Source organism: Pseudomonas salicis (assembly GCF_057128705.1).
The window spans coordinates 69,308-90,947 of record NZ_JBSKHU010000003.1; the positions used below are offsets into that span (position 1 = coordinate 69,308).

Sequence of the window (21,640 nt, forward strand, 5' to 3'; positions counted from 1 at the left end):
CGGCCGTTGCGCGCGTCGAATCCCGACAGCCGCCTCATTCATTCAAGGAGTCATTCATGCTGCCGGAGCCGTTGAAAGCCGGAGTCAAATTACGGGGCGCGGAGAAGGTGGCGCGCATCCCGGTGAAAATTCTTCCCACCGAAGACATTCCGCGCAAGCCGGACTGGATTCGCGTGCCCATTTCGACCTCGCCGGAAGTCGGCCGAATCAAGGCCCTGCTGCGCAAACACAAACTGCACAGCGTCTGCGAAGAAGCCTCGTGCCCGAACCTGGGCGAATGCTTCAGCGGCGGCACGGCGACGTTCATGATCATGGGCGACATCTGCACCCGGCGTTGCCCGTTCTGCGACGTCGGGCATGGGCGGCCGAAACCGCTGGATGCCGACGAACCCCTCAACCTGGCGACGGCCATCGCCGACTTGCGCCTCAAGTACGTGGTGATCACGTCGGTGGACCGCGACGATCTGAGGGACGGTGGGGCGGGGCATTTCGTCGACTGCCTGCGCGCGATTCGAAAGCTGTCGCCCGGTGTTCAGCTCGAAACCCTGGTCCCGGATTACCGTGGACGCATGGAGGTCGCGCTGGCGATCACCGAGCAGGAGCCGCCCGATGTCTTCAACCACAACCTGGAAACCGTGCCGCGCCTCTATCGCGCCGCCCGACCCGGTTCGGATTTCGAGTGGTCGCTGGACCTGCTGGAAAACTTCAAAAAGCGTGTGCCCCACGTGCCCACCAAATCCGGCTTGATGCTCGGGTTGGGGGAAACGGACGACGAAGTCATCGAGGTCATGCAACGCCTGCGTGAGCACGGCACCGACATGCTGACCCTGGGGCAATACCTGCAACCGTCACGCAGCCACTTGCCGGTTCAACGATTCGTGCACCCTGACACCTTTGCCTGGTTCGCTGAAGAAGGGCTGCGCTTGGGCTTCAAGAATGTCGCGTCCGGGCCGCTGGTGCGGTCTTCGTATCACGCGGATCAGCAGACGACCTGGATCGGCTAGCCTGTCGTTTGTCTGAATTCATCCCGTCGCCCCTGCGATGGATTGCGCTTTCAGGATGAAGTGTAAAAAATACGGCCTTTACCGGAAAAGGGACGACAAGATGCCGCGTATCGGGAAGGCAGTAGGGAATTGTGTGGTGTGGGGCGCGGTGCTGATGCTGTCTGGCTGTGAACTCATGGCCAACGGCATTCCTACCGGGCCTGACCTGATCGCCAAGAATCAACTGGTCGGGGCGAACATCAACGAGGCCTACACCAAGCTCGGCAGGCCAACCTCCGTGTCGAAGCTGCCCAGCGGATTATCGCTGGCCAAATGGGACGATGCCTACTCGAACACCACGACGACCGGCATCAACGAACTCAGCGCCGGGCCGGGCGGCAGCACCATGGTGACGCCGACCACTTCGACCTCGACGTCCAATCACGAATGCATCCTTGAACTGACGTTCAACAATCAGAACATCGTGACCGATTTCAACACCTGGAAAAGCGACCGCCTCGCGTGTAACCGGCTGTACAGCGGTCGCCGATAACGGGACGGTCATGGGACCGTTGCCTGGGGGTATTTCGAGCTGCGCTCGGGTCAGAGAATCGAGAGCGGGTACTGAATGATCAAGCGGTTCTCGTCGAAGCTGCTGTTCGTCCCGTAATTTCTGCGCAGCGTGGAGTTGCGCCAGCGGACGGCGAGGGATTTGAACGTCCCGCTTTGAATCACGTACGCCAGTTCCGACTCGCGACCCCGGTCTTCGCCATCGTCGACGGTTGCGGTATGAACGTTGGTGCCTTTTATAAAGCGGTTCATCATCGTCAGCCCCGGCACGCCCCAGCCCGCGAAGTCGTAGTCGTGGCGGAGCTGCCAGGAGCGTTCCTTTTCACCTTCGTAGCTCCAGTTGTAGCTATCGTTAGCGAGGGTGGCGCCGCTGGTTCCGGCGATGCGCTGCCACGCCGCTTCGCCTGAAACGCGCTGCAGACCCAGGTAGAAAACGCTCGCGCCGGTCTTGACGGAGAACAGACCTGAAAAAGTCCGGTTGTTTTGCCCGCCTGCGAGTGCCGCTCCGTCTTCATCGCCGATGAAATACCCGAGGTTGGCCCCCACTGTCACATTTCCGATTGGCTGGGAATGAACGAGCTGGACGTAACGCTGCTGATAGATATCTTCCAGCTGGCCGTACCAGGCACCGACCATCGTGCGTTTGTCATTGAACGTGTATTCGGCCCCGGCAAAGTTGAAGTGATCGGCAGTAATGGTGTTTTTCCCATGCACGACCGTGCCTGCGGTGTTCAGCGAGAGCCTTTCCATGCTGGCGTCGTTGCGCTGACTGTTCCCCGTGAACTGGCCGGCATACAACGTGACATCCGTAATGTCTTTGGAGGTGATTTGCGCGCCCTCCAACGTTTGCGGCAAAGAGCGTCCATCGTCAGCGCGAACGATGGGCAGGACGGGCATCCATTCGCCGACTTTCAATTCGGTCTGGGAGATTTTCAGCTTGCCGGCGACCGCCAGTCTTCCGAAGTCGTCTGCGGGTTTGTTGCCGTCGTGGGTCGGCAGCAGTTGGGTGCCGTAGGTGCCGCGCCCGCCATCCAGCTTGATCGAATAGAGGCCGAGTGCGTCCACGCCGAAACCGATCGGTCCGGGTGTAAAGCCCGACCGCACATCGAGGATGAAGCTTTGTGTCCATTCGTCAGCTTCGCCGTGTTTGGTCAGACCGGGCACCGCCTTGGCGGGACCGTTATCGACGAAGTTGCGGTTCATGTAGAAGTTACGCATTTTCAGGTTGGCCTGCGTGTCGTCAAAAAAGCCTTCGGCGAGCACCGGGCCGCTGGACGCTGTTGCGCTGATCGTGAGGGTCAATAGCCGGAGGGTGTAACGAGAGGACTTGAGTTTCATTTTTATTGTTCCCAAGGTGAGGTAAGCGATCAGCGTTTGCCGCAGTCGCGGGGGTGTTTTTATTGTTCTAGTGGGCGCAGAAAGGTGCTCCGATGAAGGGAGGATCGGCTCCTTGTCGAGTGGTTAATGACTGAGGTTCAGCAAACGGTTTGGAGTCGGTGCGCACACGCCGACAGCACGTCATCGACGTCTTTTTTCCACCAGTTGTCCTTCGAAAAAATTTCCACTTCCACCGGGCCGACATAGCCCGCGGCTTCGACCTGCCCGCGCAGGCGCGGAAGGTCGATCACCCCATCGCCCATCATGCCGCGATCAAGCAGCACGTCCCGGGTGTCGTAAAGCCAGTCGCAGACGTGGTACGCCAGGATGCGTCGGGCCTGGCCCGCCGCTGCAATCTGCTGCCCGAGGTCCGGGTCCCACCAGCAGTGATAGGCATCGATGGCCAAGCCCAGAAAGCCCGTTCCATGGGGATCGAGTGCTTCACACCATTGCAGCGCTTGCCCCAGGCTGTTCAACACCGAACGGTTGGCGGCATACACCGGATGCAGCGGTTCCAGCGCGAGGGGCACACCGACGTCCTGAGCGACAGCGAGCAAGTCGACGATCCCGTCACGTACCTGTGCCCGGGCGCCTTCGAGGTTGCGGCTACCGACGGGAATCCCGCCGACCACCATGACGAAGCAACGTGCACCCAGCACGGCCGCGTCCTGCAACGCCCGTTTGTTCGTCTCGATGTTCGCCCGGCGCTCGTCCGGGTCCAGCGCCGGCAGGTACGTGGACCGGCAATACCCGCTCACACTGAGGCCCGCGTCCCTGATCTGGCGGCTGAGTGCGTGTACGTCACCGGCTTCAACCTCGCTTCGCCACGGCGCGATGGCGCCGAACCCGGCTCGCGCGATCCGATCCACCGTAATGCGTAGCGGTTCGCGGTGACCGAGGGTCGCGGTGTTGATTGAGCAGCGTTCCAGCTGCCCATCCAGATTTCTCACGCTTGCGATGCTCATGACCGTGACTCGCCGATGCCGTACCCGGCCATCACGCGCTGGGCGCGGCTGACGGCGTCATCCGGCTCTCGCAGGAGCCCGCTCTGATCAGCGAGCCGCAAGACGTCCGCGAGGTAGGCGGGTGGCCGCAGGCCATGATGGCCGCCGAGCATGAAGAAGTGATCCTGAAAGCCGTTGAGGTAGGCCAGAAATACGACCCCGGTTTTGTAGTACTGGGTCGGCGTCCTGAAAATGTGTCGGGACAGCGCGACGGTCGGGTCGAGCAGTGCGTGATAGCGCTCGGTATCGCCCTGGGTCAGCGCCGCCAACGCTTGGGAAGCGGCAGGGGCGATGGCATCGAAAATGCCCAGCAGCGCGTGAGAGAAACCCGCTTCGTTGCCTTCGATAAGCGCGGGGTAGTTGAAGTCGTCACCGGTGTACATCTTCACCGACGCCGGAAGCCTGCGGCGGAACTCGATTTCCTTCTGCGCGTCCAGCAGCGAGATCTTGATCCCGTCCACTTTGGCGGCGTTGGCGCCAATGATGTCCAGACACACCGCTGACGCCGCAGGGTAGTGCGAAGCGCCCCAGTACCCGGCGAGTTCCGGGTCGAAGGCCTCGCCCAGCCAATGCAGGATCACCGGTTGATCGCACAACGAAAGCACTTCGCGGTAGACACGCTCATAGTCGCTTGAGGAGGTGGCGACGTTGACCAGCGCACGGCTGGCCATGAGGATGATGCGGCTGCCGGTTTTCTGGATCGCTTCGATCTGCAGGGCGTACGCCCGAATCACATCGTCGCAGGTTCGTGCCTCATTCGGCGCCAAGTGGTCGGTGCCGCAGCCGGAAGCGATCAATGCACCGGGAATATCGGAGGTCTCCGTCATTGTGCGAGAGACCAACTCCAGCGCGTTCGGCCAGGACAACCCCATGCCGCGCTGGGCGGTGTCCATGGCCTCGGCGATGCCCAATCCTTGTTCCAGCAGATACCGGCGATAGTCCAGGGTGCGCTGCCAGTCGATGGCAGCGGGCTGGTTCAGCTCGCCTGCCGTGAGAGGATTGGCGACCACGTGAGCCGCCGAATAGACGATGCGAGAGAACGGCCGGGTGGGTTTGACCACCGCGAGCGGCGTGCCTCGCAGCGTGTACTGTTCAAGGGCGCCATTGGATGTCGGAAGCAAGATAGCGGGCATGATCGTTCTCAGTATTTGTTGACGAGCAGGCCGCCATCCACCCGGATGGCCTGGCCCACGCTGTAGGGAAAGGAACCGGTGGCGAGGCTGCGGACGGCAATCGCCACATCCTCGGGGCGGCCCCAGCGCTGCATCGCCGTGAGACCTCCCGCCATCAAGGCGTCGTAGCGAGCTTTCGAAGGCGCCGTCATCTCGGTCTCGATGAGGCCGGGTTGAACCTCGTACACGCTGACGCCTTCCTCGGCCAAACGCAGCGAGAACAACGTGGTGGCCATCGACAGACCGGCTTTGGACACGCAGTACTCGCCGCGTTGGGGGGAGGCCGCCACCGCGTTCGACGAGGTGATGGTGATGATCGAACGCGGGTGAGGACTGGCTGAGGCCCCGGGCATCAACGCGGATTTCGCGAAGGCCTGCATCAGAAAGAACGTGCCACGGGTGTTGACCTGCAGGCAGCGGTCGTAGCTCTCCGGGGTGACGTCCAGCAGGTCGCCCCGTGACATGACCGAGACCCCGGCATTGTTGACGAGGCAATCCACCGGACCCAGGGTTTCTTCGACCGCCGCGAGCCACTGTTCATGGCGGGTGATGTCGCTCAGGTCGGCGATCGAAGACATCGCCTGTGCCCCGAGGTCTTGCAGCATCGCCACCACACCGTCGAGCTCCGGAGAGGCCTGGACATCATTCACCGCGACGTCAAATCCGGCTTCGGCCAATGCCAGCGCGATGGCTTTGCCAATGCCCCTTCGAGCGCCGGTCACGAGTGCTACGGGACGGCCCATCTGATCCTCCTTTGGCGCTGCGCGTTTGCCTTTTGAACGACAGGGCAGTGCCGATTATTGTTGTTAAGTAACGATATGGTTCGGTATTTAAAGAGACGATTCGAGTGTTGTCAATGGCCAAAAGCTGGACGGCAGAACGCGACGCGCAACCCGAACGGTTGCGCGTGAGAGAGATAGGCGAGGGGTCAGACCGGGCGGAGGATGCCCATGATGGTCTCGATGTTGAATTCGAGACGGGCTTTCAGCGCTTTTTTACTGGTGAAGTCGAAGCCGAAAATCACTTCGCCGGTGTAGCGGTTGTTGAGGTAATAAAACCCGATGGCCGCGAGCGTCAGGTGCAGTTGACGAGGGTCGACGCCGGGGCGGAAGTCACCGGACGCCACACCTCGGTCGAGGATTTTTTGCAGCATGTCGATGAAGCCGACGTGCAGTTCCTTGAACAGATCGGACTCTTTGATGTGGCGCGCCTGGTGCAGGTTTTCGCTGTTCACAAGAGCAATGAACTCAGGGTTCTTCAGGTAGTAATCCCACGTAAACGTCAGCAGGGTCCGGATCGCTTCAACCGGTGGCAACGCATCGAGATTGAGTTTGGATTCGGCGGTGCGAATGTCTGTCCACGCGCCTTCGAGCACCCGGAGAAACAGCTGATCCTTGCTCTCGAAATACTGATAGATCATGCGTTTGTTGACGCCCGCTTCTTCAGCAATCGTCTCGATTCGCGAGCCGCCCAGCCCCAGCCGGGCGAACACTTGTTTCGCGGCCGCCAGAATCGTCGCCTGGGTTTTCTCAGGATTGCGCTGACGTTTCTGCGCAGGGATCAGTCCATCGTCGGGGAGGGGATTCTTGGGTGTTGCAACATCAGACATCGCACGTTCCTCAGCGATCTTTCATCTCGTTCGAGCGCCCACTCTACACCACTGGTCCCTGATTGGGCCGCCTGTCATCGCCAGTTGCGCCCTCTTGCAAAGGGCCACGACATGTGAAAGCATCGCCGCCAAGTAACGAACCGGTTCGGTTTTACAAAAATAATGAGTGTAATCGGAGGTCTTGTGAACAAGTGGATCAATGTCGACCTGGCGGTCGCTGCCATTGAAGACGGCTCAACCCTCACCCTGACAGGCTCGGGCGGTGGGTTGCTGGAGCCGGATGAGTTGCTGCAAGCCCTCGAACGGCGGTTTCTCAACACCGGCCACCCTCGCAATCTCACGGTCGTCCACGCGCTTGGGATTGGCGATGGCAACGGCAGTGGCTTGGGCCGACTGGCGCATGCGGGCCTGGTCAAACGCGTCATCGGCGGCCACTGGGTCTGGTCGTCGGCAATGCAGCGGCTGGCGGAAACCGGAGAAATCGAGGCGTACAGCTTTCCCGGTGGTGTGATCGCCACGCTGTTGCGTGAGATTGGCGCAGGCCGTCCGGGTGTCATCACGCGGGTCGGGCTGGGCACCTTCGTCGATCCGCGTATCAGCGGGGGCAAGCTGAACAGCGTGTCCACCGAGGAGTTGGTCGAAGTCATGGTCATCGATGGGCAGGAGTACCTGCGCTTCAAACCGATCAAGATCGATTACGCCTTCGTGCTGGCGTCAGAGGCGGATGCGCAGGGAAACCTGACGGTTCGGCATGAACCCGCCGATCTTGATCTCTATGCCGTCTGCCTGGCCGCCCACAACAGCGGTGGTCGTGTCATTGCGCAGGTGAAGCGCAAGGCGAGCGAGCCGTTTGCGCCCCGTCAGGTCCGTGTGCCGGGCGTCATGGTCAATGCCACCGTGGAAGTGCCTCAGCAACGCCAATGCGCAATCAGTGCCTACGACCCGACCCTCAGTGGTGAGGCGCGCACCGACGTCAAACCGGAAGACGCGCCCATCGACCCGATGCGATTGATCGTCGCAAAACGCGCGGCGAAAGAGCTGGGCCTGCATCAATCGGTGAACTTCGGTTTCGGCTTTCCCGGTGCGATCCCGGCGCTGTTGGCGGCTCAAGGGCGGGGGCACGAATATTGGGGCTCTGTCGAGCAAGGTATCCACAACGGCGACATGCTGGACGGCGCGATGTTTGGCACCGCGCGCAATGCCAGCGCGATTCTCTCCAGCGTCGACCAGTTCGATTTCTACAGCGGCGGCGGGATCGACGTGACCTTTCTGGGCATGGGGGAGCTCGATCAAGACGGCAACGTCAACGTCTCCCAACTCGGCAGCCGTGTGGTCGGCCCCGGCGGTTTCATGGACATCACTCAAGGGGCGAAGAAGATCGTGTTCTGCGGTGCGTTCGAGGCAAAGGGCTTGGAAGTGGCGCAAAAGGGCGAGGGCATTGACATTGTGTCGCCCGGCTCGATTCCGAAGCTGGTGAAAAAAGTCCGCCACATCACCTTCAGCGGTCAACAGGCGCTGGCGGATGGAAAGGAAGTCTTCTACGTCACCGAGCGGGCTGTTTTCAAACTCACGCCCCAAGGCGTCGCCTTGATTGAGGTGAGCCAAGGCGTCGAACTTCAACGGGATGTTTTGTCGCGGATGGGATTCGCTCCCGTCCTTTCCACGTTGCCTGTTACCCATAAACCGGCGCGGGTCGCCTCCTGAATCAACCCCTCACACGCTGTTTCACTTAACAACAATAAGGATCGCATCATGTATCGCGATGACGTTACCTTGCGCGTCGAAGACGAGGTCGCCACCTTGTCTTTAAACCGTGTCTCACGCCACAACGCGCTCACTACAGACATGCTGCGGGCGATTGATCGGGCGCTCGATGAAATTGAACACAGTCCATCCGTCAGGGTGTTGCTCGTGCGTTCGACCAGTCCCCGTTTTTTCTGCAGCGGGGCGGACATCAACGAGTGGGGTGATCTCGATCCCGAGCACATGGGCAGCCGCTGGATTCGCACCGGCAACCGTGTGTTCAGACGGCTGGCCGAGCTGGATATTCCGACCGTGGCCGTCTTGTCCGCATCGGCCCTGGGCGGCGGCCTGGAGCTGGCGCTGGCGTGCGATCTTCGCTATGCCGCAACGACCGCCACGCTGGGGTTTCCCGAGGCGGCCGTGGGGGCGATTCCCGGCTGGATGGGCTGCAAACGCCTGAATGATCTGGTCGGGCCGACTCGTTCGCGCGAGCTGGTGCTGTTGGGCCGAGCGATTGATGCCGAGCGTGCTGCGCAGTGGGGACTGGTGAACGCCGCTGTGACACCCGAGGCGCTCGATGACCTCGTTCGCCAGGTCTGCGACACCCTGAAAACCCGTTCTCCCATGTCCCACTCCATCGGCAAGCGACTGCTGCGCATCGCCGAGGGGGACGACGCGTCGCTCAGTCATGAGTTTGCGGCGTCTGTGTGCAAAGCGACCGCCGACGCGGTTGAAGGTGTGCGCGCCTTTCGCGAGAAACGGCCCGCCCAGTTCAATGATCGGCGCTGATCAGTGTTCACTGATCGGTGAATGACTTTTAAATACCGTTAAAAACAATAAAAGAGGGTCAAGTCATGAATAGCATTCGCACCCACTATCGGTGGCGTATCTGTGCGCTTCTGTTCTTCGCAACCACCATCAACTACCTCGACCGCCAAGTGTTGGGCATTCTCAAGCCGCTGCTCAGTACCGAGTTTGGCTGGTCCGAAACCGACTACAGCTACATCGTGGTGGTGTTCACCTCGTGCTATGCCATCGGCATGCTGCTGTCTGGCCGTCTGGTCGACAAAGTGGGGGTGAAAATCGGCTACGGCCTGTGCGTCCTGGTCTGGAGCATCGCCGCTTGCGGGCACGCGTTGGTCAAGGGCGCCATGGGATTCGCGTTGATGCGGGCGCTGCTGGGCATCTCGGAATCCGGCAGTTTTCCCTGCGCGGTCAAAAGCGTCTCGGAGTGGTTCCCGCGCAAAGAGCAGGCGCTGGCGGTGGGCATCCTGACCGCGGGCACCAGCATCGGTGCGGTGGCGGCGCCCGCCGTGGTGCCCTGGCTTGCCGCAACCTATGGCTGGAAGTCCGCTTTTTTCGTCACGGGCCTGACCGGTTTCGTGTGGCTGATCTTCTGGTACCTGATGTATCAGGTGCCAGCCAAACACGCGAAGCTGTCTCAGGAGGAGCGCAATTACATCAACGAAGGACAGGCCGACGGGGCCTCGGACACGGTGTCGGTGAGTTGGCTCTCGCTGCTCAAATTGCGTGCGACCTGGACGTTCTTCACCGGCAAGCTGCTGACCGACCCCATTTGGTGGTTCATGCTGTTTTGGCTGCCGTCCTATTTCAACTCGCGTTTCGGGCTGGACCTGAAAAGCCTGGGCCTGCCGCTGGTGATCGTCTACACCTCGACCTCGATTGGCAGCATCGGCGGCGGCTGGGTTTCGTCGAAGCTGATTGCCCGTGGCTGGGCGGTGTCCAAGGCGCGTCAGACGACGATGCTCGGTCTGGCGTTTCTGGTCGTGCCCATCGCGTTCGCGCCGTGGATCGATGACATGTGGATCATGGTGGGCTTGCTGAGCTTGGCGGCGGCCGCGCACCAGGGGTGGTCAGCGAACCTGTTCACCACGCCTTCGGACATGTTCCCCAAACAATTGGTCGGGTCGGTGGTGGGCATCGGCGGTCTTGCCGGGGCACTGGGGGCGACGCTGTTTCCGTTGCTGGTGGGCGTGATTCTCGATCACTTCAAACTGCTCGGGAATATCAACGCGGGTTACAACATTCTGTTTGTGATGTGCGGCGCGGCGTATATCGTCGCCTGGTGTGCCATGGCCCTGATTCGTGGCTCCCGCTCAGTCGCCAATATCGACGATGTTTCGAAACAGCAGGCGCCCCACAGCGCTCAGGCCTGAACACGGTGCAGGGCGGCGCGGTGCATTCCATGGAAAGCCTCCCTGCACACTTCGATCAATAAATTGTCACATTCGGTCATTGAGCACGACTGCGATGCTGTTTACTGTCGGCGTCATGAACGGGAACTACGCTGTAGTCCCTGAATACACGACGAGCGCCCGAAGAGCGTTCGCGTCTACGTGATGATGCTTGATGGAGTTTCATATGGCCGCCGCCCACTACCCGCATTTGCTGGCCCCCCTGGACTTGGGATTCACCACGCTGCGCAACCGCACGCTCATGGGTTCGATGCACACGGGACTGGAAGAAAAGCCCGGTGGCTTCGAGCGCATGGCGGCTTATTTCGCCGAGCGTGCCCGGGGTGGCGTAGGCCTGATGGTGACCGGCGGGGTGGCGCCGAACGTTGAAGGCGGCGTTTATGCCGGGTCGGCCAAGCTGACCACGCCGGAAGAGGCAGAGCACCATCGCATCGTCACCCGCGCCGTGCATGAGGCGGGCGGCAAGATTTGCATGCAGATCCTGCACACCGGCCGTTATGCCTACAGCCCGAAGCAAGTGGCTCCGAGCGCGATTCAGGCGCCGATCAACCCGTTCAAGCCCAAGGCGCTGGACGAGGAAGGCATCGAGAAGCAGATCCAGGATTTCGTGACCTGCGCAACGCTGGCACAGATCGCAGAGTACGACGGCGTGGAAATCATGGGGTCGGAAGGCTACCTGATTAACCAATTCCTCGCGGCGCACACCAACCACCGCACCGACCGTTGGGGCGGCAGCTACGAAAACCGAATGCGTCTGGCCGTGGAGATCGTGCGCCGGGTGCGTGAGGCCGTGGGCCGCAACTTCATCATCATTTATCGCCTGTCGATGCTCGACCTGGTCGAAGGCGGCAGCACCTGGGAAGAAGTGGTGCAGCTGGCCAAGGCCATCGAGCAGGCCGGTGCGACGATCATCAACACCGGCATCGGCTGGCACGAAGCGCGGATTCCCACCATCGCCACCAAGGTGCCCCGTGCCGCGTTCGCCAAGGTCACGGCGAAAATGCGTGGCGAGGTGTCGATCCCGCTGATCACCACCAACCGCATCAACACCCCGGAAGTCGCCGAAGCGGTGTTGGCCGAAGGCGATGCCGACATGGTGTCCATGGCGCGTCCGTTCCTCGCGGACCCGGAGTTCGTCAACAAGGCGGCTGCCGGTCGTAGCGACGAGATCAACACCTGCATCGGTTGCAACCAGGCCTGCCTCGACCACATCTTCGACGGCAAGCTCACCAGCTGTCTGGTCAACCCTCGCGCCTGTCACGAAACCGAGCTGAATTATTTGCCGGTCAAACAGATCAAGAAAATCGCCGTGATCGGTGCCGGGCCTGCCGGGCTGGCGGCTGCGACCGTCGCTGCCGAGCGCGGGCATGAAGTGACGCTGTTCGATTCCGCCAGTGAAATCGGCGGCCAGTTCAACATCGCCAAGCGCGTTCCGGGCAAAGAAGAGTTCTTTGAAACGCTGCGCTATTTCGGCCGCAAATTGCAGACCACGGGCGTTGATGTGCGTCTGAACACCCGCGTCGCGGTCGAGGATCTGGTGGGCAAGGGCTATGACGAAGTGATCCTGGCCACCGGCATCGCGCCACGGATTCCGGCGATTCCAGGCGTGGATAACCCCAAGGTGCTGAGCTACCTCGATGTGATTCTGGAACGCAAACCCGTCGGTCAATCGGTGGCGGTGATTGGCGCGGGCGGGATCGGCTTCGACGTGTCGGAGTTTCTGGTGCACCAGGGTGTCGCCACCAGTCTGGACCGCGATGCGTTCTGGGAAGAGTGGGGCATCGATGGCGCGCTGGAAGCACGGGGCGGCATCGCTGGGATCAAGCCACACGCCCACGCCCCGGCGCGTCAGGTGTACCTGTTGCAGCGCAAGACCTCCAAGGTCGGCGACGGCCTCGGCAAAACCACCGGCTGGATTCATCGCGCCGGGTTGAAGAACAAGCACGTGCAGATGCTCAACAGCGTCGAATACCTGAAGATCGACGACGCCGGGCTGCACATCCGCATCGGCGCCGAGGGTGAAGAAAAAGTGCTGCCGGTGGACAACGTGGTGATCTGCGCGGGGCAAGATCCGCTGCGTGAACTCTTCGACGGCTTGCAAGCGGCGGGGCAGAACGTGCATTTGATCGGCGGCGCGGACGTTGCGGCCGAGCTGGACGCCAAGCGCGCGATCAACCAGGGTTCGCGGTTGGCGGCGGAGTTGTAAGCCTACGCACTGGGTGTGCAGTGCACGCTCCTGTGGGAGCGAATTCATTCGCGAAAAGGGTGTGAGCGACACACATGCTTGGTGGGTGCCGCCGCTTCGCGAATAAATTCGCTCCCACAGGGTTCAGCGTCAGACAGGGCTACACGGTAGACTTCGAACCTTTCGTCACGCGCTGAACGCCATGCCCCCCCAAGCCCCACTCCAACCTCTCAACCTGCCCTGGCTCGCCGCGTCCGGCGTCAGCGTCGCGATCCTGCGTCTCGACCTGATCGACCCACTGATCAGCGGCAACAAATGGTTCAAGCTCTCTCACCACCTCGCCGCTGCAAAAGAGACAGGGGCCGAAGGGGTGATCAGTCTGGGCGGCGCGCATTCCAATCACCTGCACGCACTGGCAGCGGCGGGCAAGCGTTTCGGCTTTTCCACGGTCGGGCTGTTGCGGGGGCATGCCGTGGAAACGCCCACCGTGCTGGACCTTCAAGCGTTCGGGATGGAACTCCACTGGCTTGGCTATGCAGGCTATCGTGCCCGACACGAAGCGGATTTCTGGACGCCGTGGCGTGAGCGTTATCCACAGCTGTATCCGATTCCTGAAGGTGGCGGTGGGCGGGAGGGCGCGTTGGGTTGCGCCGAGATCGTGCAACAGGCCCGTGATCAACTCGCCGACATCGGCTGGGACGACTATGACGGCTGGTGGCTGGCGTGTGGAACGGGCACCACGCTGGCCGGACTGGTGCTGGCCGAAGCAGAAAATCGCAGCGTGTACGGGGCGATGGCGGTTCCGGAAGGGCATGGGGTCGCTGAAAACGTGGCCGCCATCCTCGGCGGTGACCGAGATGTGCGATACGAATTGCTCGACGCCAGTCGCGGAGGTTTTGCCAAGGTTGACGCAACATTGCTGGACTTCATTGCCACCAGCGAATCGCAAAGCGGCGTGCCCCTCGAACCGCTCTACACTGGCAAGGCGGTGTTGGCGTTGCAGCAGGCGGTCGAAGCGGGGCGGTTCGCGCAAGGCACGCGGCTGATCTTTGTGCATACCGGCGGTCTGCAAGGCAAGCGGGCTTCCGACGCACTCCGCGCCGCGTACTGACCCCGGCAACGACACATCCCTCCACGGTAGGAGCGAATTCATTCGCGAGGCGCGGGTTCAGACGACGTCTCTCCGTTGCCTGGTCCATTTTTCGTCGGATAGCCGCCCAGAACAAATCGCTCCTACAGAGAGTTCGCGTCGAGCCGTTCAATTTGAGGTGAATGCCCTAAACCAGCGCCTCTGGCACGAATCCTGCGGATCAGACCCCATGACAGGTCGGTCCTGAGTACGTCGACGACACTTCTGGAGTAAGGCGGCTCAGGCGCTGTACCGATAATCGGATCTTTCCTACGCGCGCCGAGGTTTTCATGACCACTCCAGCCATCGAGCAGGTTGACCCTGCCACCCTGAGAAAAGTCATCGTGGCGGCCGGCATCGGCAATTTTGTCGAATGGTTCGACTTTGCGGTCTACGGATTTTTGGCCACGACTATCGCTCAGCAATTTTTCCCCAGCGGCGACGCCAGCGCGGCGCTGCTCAAGACCTTCGCCGTGTTCGCCGTGGCCTTCGCCTTCCGTCCCTTGGGCGGTGTGTTTTTCGGCATGCTCGGCGACAAGATCGGCCGCAAACGCACGCTGGCCTTCACCATTCTGTTGATGGCCGGGGCGACCACGATCATTGGGCTGCTCCCCACCTATGCCGCCATCGGCGTGATCGCGCCAATCCTTCTGACCATCATCCGCTGCGCCCAAGGCTTTTCCGCCGGGGGTGAATACGCGGGGGCCTGCGCCTACCTGATGGAACACGCGCCCCGGGGCAAGCGGGCGTGGTACGGCAGCTTCGTGCCGGTCTCGACCTTCGCGGCCTTCGCATCAGCAGCAATTTTCGCCTACGCACTGGAAGCCTCGCTGTCGGCGGACGCCATGAGCAGTTGGGGTTGGCGCCTGCCGTTCCTGGTCGCCGCGCCCCTCGGGCTGGTCGGCCTGTACCTGCGCTGGAAGCTCGACGAAACCCCGGCATTTCAGGCCGTGACCGAAGAGCACGCCGTGGCCCATTCGCCGCTCAAGGAAACCCTGCGCAATCACGGCGGCGCGATTCTCGCTCTGGGCGCATTCATCTCGCTGACCGCGCTGTCCTTCTATATGTTCACCACGTACTTCGCGACCTACCTGCAAGTGGCCGGAGGTCTAACCCGCGCCACCGCATTGCTGGTGTCGTTGATCGCATTGTTGTTTGCGTCGTTGTTGTGCCCGGTGGCCGGGGCGTTTTCTGACAAGGTCGGGCGTCGAGCCACGGTGATTACCGCCTGTGTCCTGCTGGCGGGGGTGGTCTATCCGTCGTTCCTGATGGCCAGTTCCGGTTCGTTCGCAGGCTCCATCATCGGCGTGATGCTGCTGGCGACCGGCGCGGTGCTGTGCAACGTGGTCACGGCGGCGCTGCTGTCCGAGACCTTTCCCACGCGCACGCGTTATACGGCCTCGGCGATCACCTACAACATTGCCTACACCATTTTCGGCGGTACCGCACCGCTGATGGCGACCTGGCTGATTGGCCTGACGGGCAGCAACCTGTCACCGGCGTTTTACCTGATCGTGGTCGCGGCACTGGGGCTAGTGGGCGGGTTGGCGTTGCCAGAGACGTCGAAGGTCTCGCTGCATGACGTGGACGGGGCGCTGGAGCGGCGTGCCGCTGCCCAGTCCATCGCCTGACCGCCCCTGTAAGAGCGAGCTTGCTCGCGATAGCGATCATTCAGCGATATTTTCATCATGAGTAGACCGCCATCGCGAGCAAGCTCACTCCTACAGGTCGCGCGAGTGCGGGCACCCCGCAGCTCGCAATTCCCGCAACAAAACATGGCAACACCGCCCCAAAAAATGGCACATTGACGGCCCTCAGTGCCGCTGACATTTCTTGTCATCAATTGCGTGCGGCACATCACCCGTTCGATGGATGAACCCGATGGCCGTCACCAGCCCTTCGACCGCGACTTCCGCGATCCCCCAATCCAGCCCGCTGGTCCTGCGCATCATTGGCGCAGTGGCGCTGGCGCACCTGCTCAACGACCTGATTCAGTCGATCCTGCCGTCGATCTACCCGATGCTCAAAGCCTCGTATGGCCTGAGCTTCACCCAGGTCGGCCTGATCACCCTGACATTCCAGGTCACCGCTTCGCTGCTGCAGCCCTGGGTCGGTTATTTCACGGACCGCCACCCCAATCCGCTGGTCTTGCCGGTAGGGTCGCTGTGCATTCTGGCCGGGGTGCTGATGCTCGCGACGGTGGGCAGCTTTCCGCTGATTCTGCTGGCGGCGGGCTTGATCGGCATCGGTTCCTCGACGTTTCACCCCGAAGCCTCGCGGATCGCCCGACTCGCGTCCGGTGGGCGTTTCGGCCTGGCGCAATCGACATTTCAGGTGGGCGGCAACAGCGGTTCGGCCATCGGACCCTTGCTGGCGGCGGCGATCATCATCCCGTTTGGCCAAGGCCACATCGCCTACTTCGCGCTGATCGCACTGTTCTCGGTGGGCCTGCTGTACGTCATCAGCCGCTGGTATAAACAGCACCTGGCGCTGTTCAAGCTCAAGGCCGGCCACGCCGCGACCCACGGCCTGTCCAAAGGCCGGGTGACCAGCGCGCTGGTGGTCCTGGCGATGCTGGTGTTCTCCAAGTATTTCTACATGGCCAGCTTCACCAGCTACTTCACCTTCTTCCTGATCGAGAAATTCCAGCTGACGGTCGCCAGCTCGCAGTTGCACCTCTTCATGTTCCTCGCAGCCGTTGCGGCGGGCACCTTCTTCGGTGGACCGATTGGCGACAAGATCGGCCGCAAGGCGGTGATCTGGTTCTCGATCCTTGGCGTGGCGCCGTTCACCATTGCGCTGCCGTACGCTGACCTGTTCTGGACCAGCGTGCTGAGCGTGATCATCGGCTTCATCCTGGCCTCGGCGTTCTCGGCCATCGTCGTTTACGCACAAGAGCTGGTGCCAGGCAACGTCGGCATGATCGCCGGGATCTTCTTCGGCCTGATGTTCGGCTTCGGCGGCATCGGCGCCGCATTATTAGGCCACCTCGCGGACCTTCACGGCATCGTGTATGTCTACACGCTGTGTTCCTTCCTCCCGCTTCTGGGCATCCTGGCGATCCTGCTTCCGAGAACGAAACGCTGATGCTGATAGCGGTCCTGATCTTTCTGGTCACCATCACCCTGGTGATCTGGCAACCCAAAGGGCTGGGCGTCGGCTGGAGTGCGACGTTCGGCGCCGTGCTGGCGTTGCTCTTCGGCGTCGTGCACCTGTCGGACATTCCGCAGGTCTGGCACATCATCTGGAACGCCACCGGCACCTTCATCGCGCTGATTATCATCAGCCTGTTGCTCGATGAGGCCGGATTCTTCAACTGGGCCGCGTTGCACGTGGCGCGTTGGGGCAAGGGGCGAGGGCGTCGTCTGTTCGCGTTCATCGTGCTGCTCGGCGCGCTGGTGTCGGCGCTGTTCGCCAACGACGGCGCGGCCCTGATTCTCACGCCCATCGTCATGTCGATGCTGCTGGCGCTGCGGTTTTCCCCGGCGACCACGCTGGCGTTCGTCATGGCGGCGGGCTTCATCGCCGACACCGCGAGCCTGCCGCTGGTGGTGTCGAACCTGGTGAACATCGTGTCCGCCGACTATTTCGGCATCGGCTTCAATCGCTACGCCTCGGTGATGGTCCCGGTCAACCTGGTGAGCGTCGCGGCCACGCTGGCGATCCTGATGCTGTTTTTCCGCAAGGACATCCCGCAGACCTTCGACGCCTCGCAGCTTGCCGAGCCTTCGTCGGCCATCCACGACCGACCCACGTTCATCGCCGGTTGGTGGGTATTGGGGATTCTGCTGGTGGGGTGCTTTGCGCTTGAGCCATTGGGTATTCCCATCAGTGCGATTTCGGCGGTGTGCGCCGCGATTCTGTGGGGCATCGCGGCCAAGGGGCATCAGATTTCCACCGGCAAGGTGCTGAAAGAAGCGCCGTGGCAGATCGTGATTTTCTCGCTGGGCATGTACCTCGTGGTGTACGGCCTGCGCAACGAAGGCATGACGACTTACCTTGCGGGCTGGCTCGACCGCTTCGCCGAACACGGCCTGTGGGGCGCGGCAATGGGCACCGGTGTACTGACGGCGCTGCTGTCCTCGGTGATGAACAACCTGCCCACGGTGCTGATCGGCCTGCTGTCCATCGACGCGAGCCACGCCCATGGCCCGTTGCAGGAAGCGATGATCTACGCCAACGTCATCGGCAGCGATCTGGGGCCGAAGATCACGCCCATCGGCAGCCTCGCGACGTTGCTGTGGCTTCATGTGCTGGCGCAGAAAGGCGTCAGCATCGGTTGGGGCTATTACTTCCGCGTCGGCATCGTGCTGACGTTGCCGGTGCTGCTGATCACACTGGCGGCGCTGGTGTTGCGATTGAGTGTCTGACCTCGTCGTCTTCCGGGGCGTGCGGCCACCGGTCTGACACCAGAAATACCCGCTCGGCCTCTTGCCAATGGTAGTCCGGGTGTTCAGTCAGGCGCACCAGCAATTGCGCTTGAGCCGTGGGCGCGAGTTGGTCGCGCCAGGCCTCGAACGCTTCTGCGCTCCACACCTCGTCATACCGGGCAGGCCCCAACCACGCATGGCGTGGCAGCGGTTGCCAGCGACCTTCGGCGTGACGCAGAGCGAAGGCGGCCCAGTCCTTGCGATGCACCCATGTGCCGCGAAGATGCTCGGGGTGCGCGCCTTGCGGGGATGCGCCGCTGTCCGGCCATGGATACAGCAGATACCCCCCCAGCCACAGCGCGGCGCTGAAGGATTCGATCCCGAGTGCCGAGAGTGCGTGGCGGCTTTCCTCACGCCCGGACATCGGCAATTGATGCTGATGCAAGTGCGCCAGTTTCAGCCCCAGTCGGTCATGAGAACCCGGCCCAAGCCAGTTCGCCGGGTCATGGCCGTCGGTGTGCCGTTCGCCCAGATAGAACTTGATTGCCAGTTCGACGTGATGAATGCCGTCCCTGTCCTTCAAGACCATGTCCAGCTCGCCCAAGGTATGCCCCCCGATGCGAATCGGCAGGTTGGCCGCCAGCATCTCCACCCCTGGCGCGTGATGAATCGCGAAATGCCAGAGACGTTCGTAATAAAGACCCAATCGGCGGATCGAACTGCGCGACAGCCATTCCACGAGTTCGCCGCTGTCCTGATCGAGCTGCCGTAAGAAGGCCTCCAGCGCCTGGGGATGTTGCACCCAGTCACTGCCGCTCAAGGGATGACGCTGCGGCCACTCGGTGACCGCCAGCATCGGCGGCGACAGAATCGCCCACGCCAGATCCCGCACCTGAGGCGTGCGCAGTTGACGGGGCAGGGCGGTGAGGGTCGGGAAGGGGGTCATGGGCTCAGGATAGCAGGGCGGACGCCTCTGAATGCGCGGCGTTACCGAACCCCTGTGGGAGCGAATTTATTCGCGATAGGTCGGTACAGCCGACACATCTCCGTTGCCGGACCCATTTTTCGCGAATGAATTCGCTCCCACAGTTGAGGCTGCGACAAGCTCGGAATACGGGGCACCACTGAACCCCTGTGGAAGCGAATTTATTCGCGATAGGTCGGTACAGCCGACACATCTCCGTTGCCGGACCCATTTTTCGCGAATGAATTCGCTCCCACAGTTGAGACTGCGCCAAGCACGGAATATGGGGCACCACTGAACCCCTGTAGGAGCGAATTCATTCGCGATACGTCGGTGCAGGCGACTCATGTCCTTCGTCGTCAGGGCATTATGGACGCGCCCCATTTGCCGCCCCCGACCCCTTCGCCCATAATCGCGTTCTTTCTGTGCCTGAACCCTGCGGGAGCCCCATGGAGCAATTTCGAAATATCGGCATCATCGGTCGCCTGGGCAGTTCCCAGGTGCTGGAGACCGTTCGCCGGCTCAAGAAATTCCTGGTGTCGCGGCATCTGCATGTGATTCTCGAAGACGCCATCGCCGAGGTCCTGCCGGGGCACGGGATGCAAACGTCGTCGCGCAAGATGCTGGGCGAGGTCTGCGACATGGTCATCGTCGTCGGTGGCGATGGCAGCCTGTTGGGCGCGGCGCGGGCGCTGGCCAAGCACAACGTCCCGGTGCTAGGGATCAACCGGGGCAGCCTGGGCTTTCTGACCGACATCCGCCCTGACGAGCTGGAAGTGAAGGTCGCCGAGGTGCTCGACGGCCACTATCTGGTAGAAAACCGCTTCCTGCTGCAAGCCGAAGTCCGCCGCCACGGCGAAGCCATCGGCCAAGGCGACGCGCTCAACGACGTGGTGCTGCACCCCGGCAAGTCCACGCGGATGATCGAATTCGAGATCTACATCGACGGTCAATTCGTCTGCAGCCAGAAAGCCGACGGCCTGATTGTCGCCACGCCAACCGGTTCCACGGCCTATGCGCTGTCGGCGGGCGGCCCGATCATGCACCCCAAGCTGGACGCCATCGTCATCGTGCCGATGTACCCGCACACCCTGTCCGGACGGCCAATTGTCGTCGACGGCAACAGTGAGCTGAAAATCGTTGTCTCAAAGGACATGACGATTTATCCACAGGTCTCCTGCGATGGACAAAACCACTTCACCTGCGCGCCGGGTGACACCGTGACCGTGAAAAAGAAACCGCAGAAACTGCGCCTGATTCACCCGCTCGACCACAATTATTACGAAGTCTGCCGGACCAAACTCGGTTGGGGCAGTCGGCTTGGCGGCGGGGGCGACTGATGCTCGATCCCGCGCGTAGCTACGATCTGATCGGTGACGTGCATGGTTGTGCCCAGACCCTTGAGCACTTGCTCGACACCCTCGGTTACCGGTTTCAGGCGGGCGTATGGCGCCACCCTGAACGCATCGCCCTGTTCCTCGGCGACATCATCGACCGCGGCCCGCGCATTCGCGAGGCGCTGCACATCGTTCACGACATGGTCGTGGCCGGCCAGGCGTTCTGCATCATGGGCAACCATGAATTCAACGCTTTGGGCTGGTCCACGCCTGCGCCGCCGGACAGTGGCAAGCAGTTCGTGCGCGAACACACGCCACGCCATGCCCGTTTGCTGGGCGAAACCCTGGCGCAATTCGAAGGGCATCCCGCTGACTGGAATGACTTCCTGAAGTGGTTCTACGAACTGCCGTTGTTCATCGACGCCGAACGCTTCCGTCTGGTACACGCCTGTTGGGACGCCAACCTGATCGAGCCCTTGCGCAGCGCCCACGGCGATGGCCGCGTCGATCAGGCGTTCGTTCAGGCGTCTGCCGTGCCCGGCAGCTTCGCCAGCGCGGTGTTCGACCGCCTGCTGCGCGGCACTGACATGCGCTTGCCCCACGGCATGACGCTCACCGGCGGCGACGGCCTGACCCGCGCCTCGTTCCGCACCAAGTTCTGGGAAGACAACCCGCAGACCTACGGCGACGTGGTGTTCCAGCCGGATGCGTTGCCAGAACCCGTGGCTAAGCGGCCGCTGTCCGACACCGAGAAAAGCGCCTTGCTACGCTACGGCGTCGATGAGCCACTGCTGTTCGTCGGTCACTACTGGCGCAGCGGCGTGCCCGCGCCGATTCGCCCGAACCTCGCGTGCCTGGATTACAGCGCGGTGCTGTACGGCAAGCTGGTGGCGTATCGACTGGACCAGGAAACCCGAATCGACCCGCACAAGTTCGTATGGGTCGATGTGAAGCGACCAGAAATCTCCCAATGAGCCTTTC

General features: G+C 61.9%; 18 protein-coding genes. 12 read left to right on the forward strand and 6 right to left on the reverse strand.

Annotated features, from left to right (window positions below; genetic code table 11):
• Positions 1-56 precede the first annotated feature (56 nt).
• A complete protein-coding gene (gene lipA / locus ACWKWE_RS11015) occupies positions 57-1,004 on the forward strand; it encodes a lipoyl synthase (protein ID WP_483850526.1) in 948 nt (315 codons plus the stop codon).
• A 100-nt stretch (positions 1,005-1,104) separates the two neighbouring features.
• Positions 1,105-1,536, forward strand: a complete 432-nt coding sequence (locus tag ACWKWE_RS11020; RefSeq protein WP_166594780.1) for a hypothetical protein — start codon at positions 1,105-1,107, stop codon at positions 1,534-1,536.
• A 50-nt stretch (positions 1,537-1,586) separates the two neighbouring features.
• On the opposite strand, the gene ACWKWE_RS11025 is transcribed toward ACWKWE_RS11020, so the two are convergent.
• The 5 genes from ACWKWE_RS11025 to ACWKWE_RS11045 all read right to left on the reverse strand — a co-directional run bounded on the left by ACWKWE_RS11025 (position 1,587) and on the right by ACWKWE_RS11045 (position 6,715).
• On the reverse strand, positions 1,587-2,891 hold the full coding sequence (locus ACWKWE_RS11025; RefSeq protein ID WP_483850527.1) for an OprD family porin: 1,305 nt from the start codon (positions 2,889-2,891) through the stop codon (positions 1,587-1,589).
• Between the two features lie 137 nt (positions 2,892-3,028).
• A complete protein-coding gene (locus ACWKWE_RS11030) occupies positions 3,029-3,895 on the reverse strand; it encodes a sugar phosphate isomerase/epimerase family protein (protein ID WP_483850528.1) in 867 nt (288 codons plus the stop codon).
• Positions 3,892-5,067 carry a dihydrodipicolinate synthase family protein gene (locus tag ACWKWE_RS11035; RefSeq protein ID WP_483850529.1) on the reverse strand — a complete coding sequence of 392 codons (1,176 nt, stop codon included), beginning with the start codon at positions 5,065-5,067 and terminating at the stop codon, positions 3,892-3,894. The genes ACWKWE_RS11030 and ACWKWE_RS11035 overlap by 4 nt, the downstream gene beginning before the upstream one ends.
• An 8-nt stretch (positions 5,068-5,075) precedes the next feature.
• A complete protein-coding gene (locus tag ACWKWE_RS11040; protein WP_483850530.1) occupies positions 5,076-5,849 on the reverse strand; it encodes a 3-ketoacyl-ACP reductase in 774 nt (257 codons plus the stop codon).
• Between the two features lie 185 nt (positions 5,850-6,034).
• On the reverse strand, positions 6,035-6,715 hold the full coding sequence (locus ACWKWE_RS11045; protein WP_483850531.1) for a TetR/AcrR family transcriptional regulator: 681 nt from the start codon (positions 6,713-6,715) through the stop codon (positions 6,035-6,037).
• Between the two features lie 183 nt (positions 6,716-6,898).
• On the opposite strand from ACWKWE_RS11045, the gene ACWKWE_RS11050 reads away from it, so the two are divergent.
• The 8 genes from ACWKWE_RS11050 (at position 6,899) to ACWKWE_RS11085 (ending at position 18,358) form a co-directional block, all read left to right on the forward strand.
• Positions 6,899-8,419, forward strand: a complete 1,521-nt coding sequence (locus tag ACWKWE_RS11050; RefSeq protein WP_483850532.1) for an acyl CoA:acetate/3-ketoacid CoA transferase — start codon at positions 6,899-6,901, stop codon at positions 8,417-8,419.
• 48 nt (positions 8,420-8,467) lie between these two features.
• Positions 8,468-9,247 carry an enoyl-CoA hydratase/isomerase family protein gene (locus tag ACWKWE_RS11055; protein WP_483850533.1) on the forward strand — a complete coding sequence of 260 codons (780 nt, stop codon included), beginning with the start codon at positions 8,468-8,470 and terminating at the stop codon, positions 9,245-9,247.
• A gap of 65 nt (positions 9,248-9,312) precedes the next feature.
• Complete coding sequence (locus tag ACWKWE_RS11060) at positions 9,313-10,635, forward strand: MFS transporter (RefSeq protein ID WP_483850534.1); 1,323 nt, start codon at positions 9,313-9,315, stop codon at positions 10,633-10,635.
• Positions 10,636-10,840: 205 nt separating this feature from the next.
• Positions 10,841-12,880, forward strand: a complete 2,040-nt coding sequence (locus ACWKWE_RS11065; protein WP_483850535.1) for an oxidoreductase — start codon at positions 10,841-10,843, stop codon at positions 12,878-12,880.
• 181 nt (positions 12,881-13,061) lie between these two features.
• Positions 13,062-13,970 (forward strand): 1-aminocyclopropane-1-carboxylate deaminase/D-cysteine desulfhydrase, encoded by a 909-nt coding sequence (locus ACWKWE_RS11070; RefSeq protein ID WP_483850536.1) that lies wholly within the window; start codon positions 13,062-13,064, stop codon positions 13,968-13,970.
• A gap of 308 nt (positions 13,971-14,278) precedes the next feature.
• Positions 14,279-15,619: an MFS transporter gene (locus ACWKWE_RS11075; RefSeq protein WP_483850537.1), complete on the forward strand. Its 1,341-nt coding sequence runs from the start codon at positions 14,279-14,281 to the stop codon at positions 15,617-15,619.
• 250 nt (positions 15,620-15,869) lie between these two features.
• On the forward strand, positions 15,870-17,075 hold the full coding sequence (locus tag ACWKWE_RS11080; RefSeq protein WP_166594784.1) for an MFS transporter: 1,206 nt from the start codon (positions 15,870-15,872) through the stop codon (positions 17,073-17,075).
• Positions 17,075-18,358, forward strand: coding sequence for an arsenic transporter (locus ACWKWE_RS11085; RefSeq protein WP_166594785.1), 1,284 nt, complete (start codon positions 17,075-17,077; stop codon positions 18,356-18,358). The genes ACWKWE_RS11080 and ACWKWE_RS11085 overlap by 1 nt, the downstream gene beginning before the upstream one ends.
• Here ACWKWE_RS11085 and ACWKWE_RS11090 read toward each other — a convergent pair.
• Positions 18,321-19,304, reverse strand: a complete 984-nt coding sequence (locus ACWKWE_RS11090) for a DUF1853 family protein (protein WP_483850538.1) — start codon at positions 19,302-19,304, stop codon at positions 18,321-18,323. The two genes, ACWKWE_RS11085 and ACWKWE_RS11090, sit on opposite strands and share 38 nt — an antisense overlap.
• A 467-nt stretch (positions 19,305-19,771) precedes the next feature.
• Here ACWKWE_RS11090 and ACWKWE_RS11095 point away from each other — a divergent pair, with 467 nt between their 5' ends.
• Positions 19,772-20,662, forward strand: coding sequence for an NAD(+) kinase (locus ACWKWE_RS11095; RefSeq protein ID WP_120127105.1), 891 nt, complete (start codon positions 19,772-19,774; stop codon positions 20,660-20,662).
• Positions 20,662-21,633 (forward strand): metallophosphoesterase, encoded by a 972-nt coding sequence (locus ACWKWE_RS11100; RefSeq protein WP_483850539.1) that lies wholly within the window; start codon positions 20,662-20,664, stop codon positions 21,631-21,633. Before ACWKWE_RS11095 ends, ACWKWE_RS11100 begins: the two co-directional genes overlap by 1 nt.
• Positions 21,634-21,640 lie beyond the last annotated feature (7 nt).

Coding starts and splice junctions, on each gene's coding strand:
- ACWKWE_RS11085 (WP_166594785.1), top strand. CDS start 17,075: ATGCTGATAGCGGTCCTGATCTTTCTGGTCACCATCACCCTGGTGATC.
- ACWKWE_RS11030 (WP_483850528.1), bottom strand. CDS start 3,895: ATGAGCATCGCAAGCGTGAGAAATCTGGATGGGCAGCTGGAACGCTGC.
- ACWKWE_RS11060 (WP_483850534.1), top strand. CDS start 9,313: ATGAATAGCATTCGCACCCACTATCGGTGGCGTATCTGTGCGCTTCTG.
- ACWKWE_RS11020 (WP_166594780.1), top strand. CDS start 1,105: ATGCCGCGTATCGGGAAGGCAGTAGGGAATTGTGTGGTGTGGGGCGCG.
- ACWKWE_RS11065 (WP_483850535.1), top strand. CDS start 10,841: ATGGCCGCCGCCCACTACCCGCATTTGCTGGCCCCCCTGGACTTGGGA.
- ACWKWE_RS11080 (WP_166594784.1), top strand. CDS start 15,870: ATGGCCGTCACCAGCCCTTCGACCGCGACTTCCGCGATCCCCCAATCC.
- ACWKWE_RS11100 (WP_483850539.1), top strand. CDS start 20,662: ATGCTCGATCCCGCGCGTAGCTACGATCTGATCGGTGACGTGCATGGT.
- ACWKWE_RS11035 (WP_483850529.1), bottom strand. CDS start 5,067: ATGCCCGCTATCTTGCTTCCGACATCCAATGGCGCCCTTGAACAGTAC.
- ACWKWE_RS11090 (WP_483850538.1), bottom strand. CDS start 19,304: ATGACCCCCTTCCCGACCCTCACCGCCCTGCCCCGTCAACTGCGCACG.
- ACWKWE_RS11095 (WP_120127105.1), top strand. CDS start 19,772: ATGGAGCAATTTCGAAATATCGGCATCATCGGTCGCCTGGGCAGTTCC.
- ACWKWE_RS11045 (WP_483850531.1), bottom strand. CDS start 6,715: ATGTCTGATGTTGCAACACCCAAGAATCCCCTCCCCGACGATGGACTG.
- ACWKWE_RS11070 (WP_483850536.1), top strand. CDS start 13,062: ATGCCCCCCCAAGCCCCACTCCAACCTCTCAACCTGCCCTGGCTCGCC.
- ACWKWE_RS11075 (WP_483850537.1), top strand. CDS start 14,279: ATGACCACTCCAGCCATCGAGCAGGTTGACCCTGCCACCCTGAGAAAA.
- lipA (WP_483850526.1), top strand. CDS start 57: ATGCTGCCGGAGCCGTTGAAAGCCGGAGTCAAATTACGGGGCGCGGAG.
- ACWKWE_RS11025 (WP_483850527.1), bottom strand. CDS start 2,891: ATGAAACTCAAGTCCTCTCGTTACACCCTCCGGCTATTGACCCTCACG.
- ACWKWE_RS11040 (WP_483850530.1), bottom strand. CDS start 5,849: ATGGGCCGTCCCGTAGCACTCGTGACCGGCGCTCGAAGGGGCATTGGC.
- ACWKWE_RS11055 (WP_483850533.1), top strand. CDS start 8,468: ATGTATCGCGATGACGTTACCTTGCGCGTCGAAGACGAGGTCGCCACC.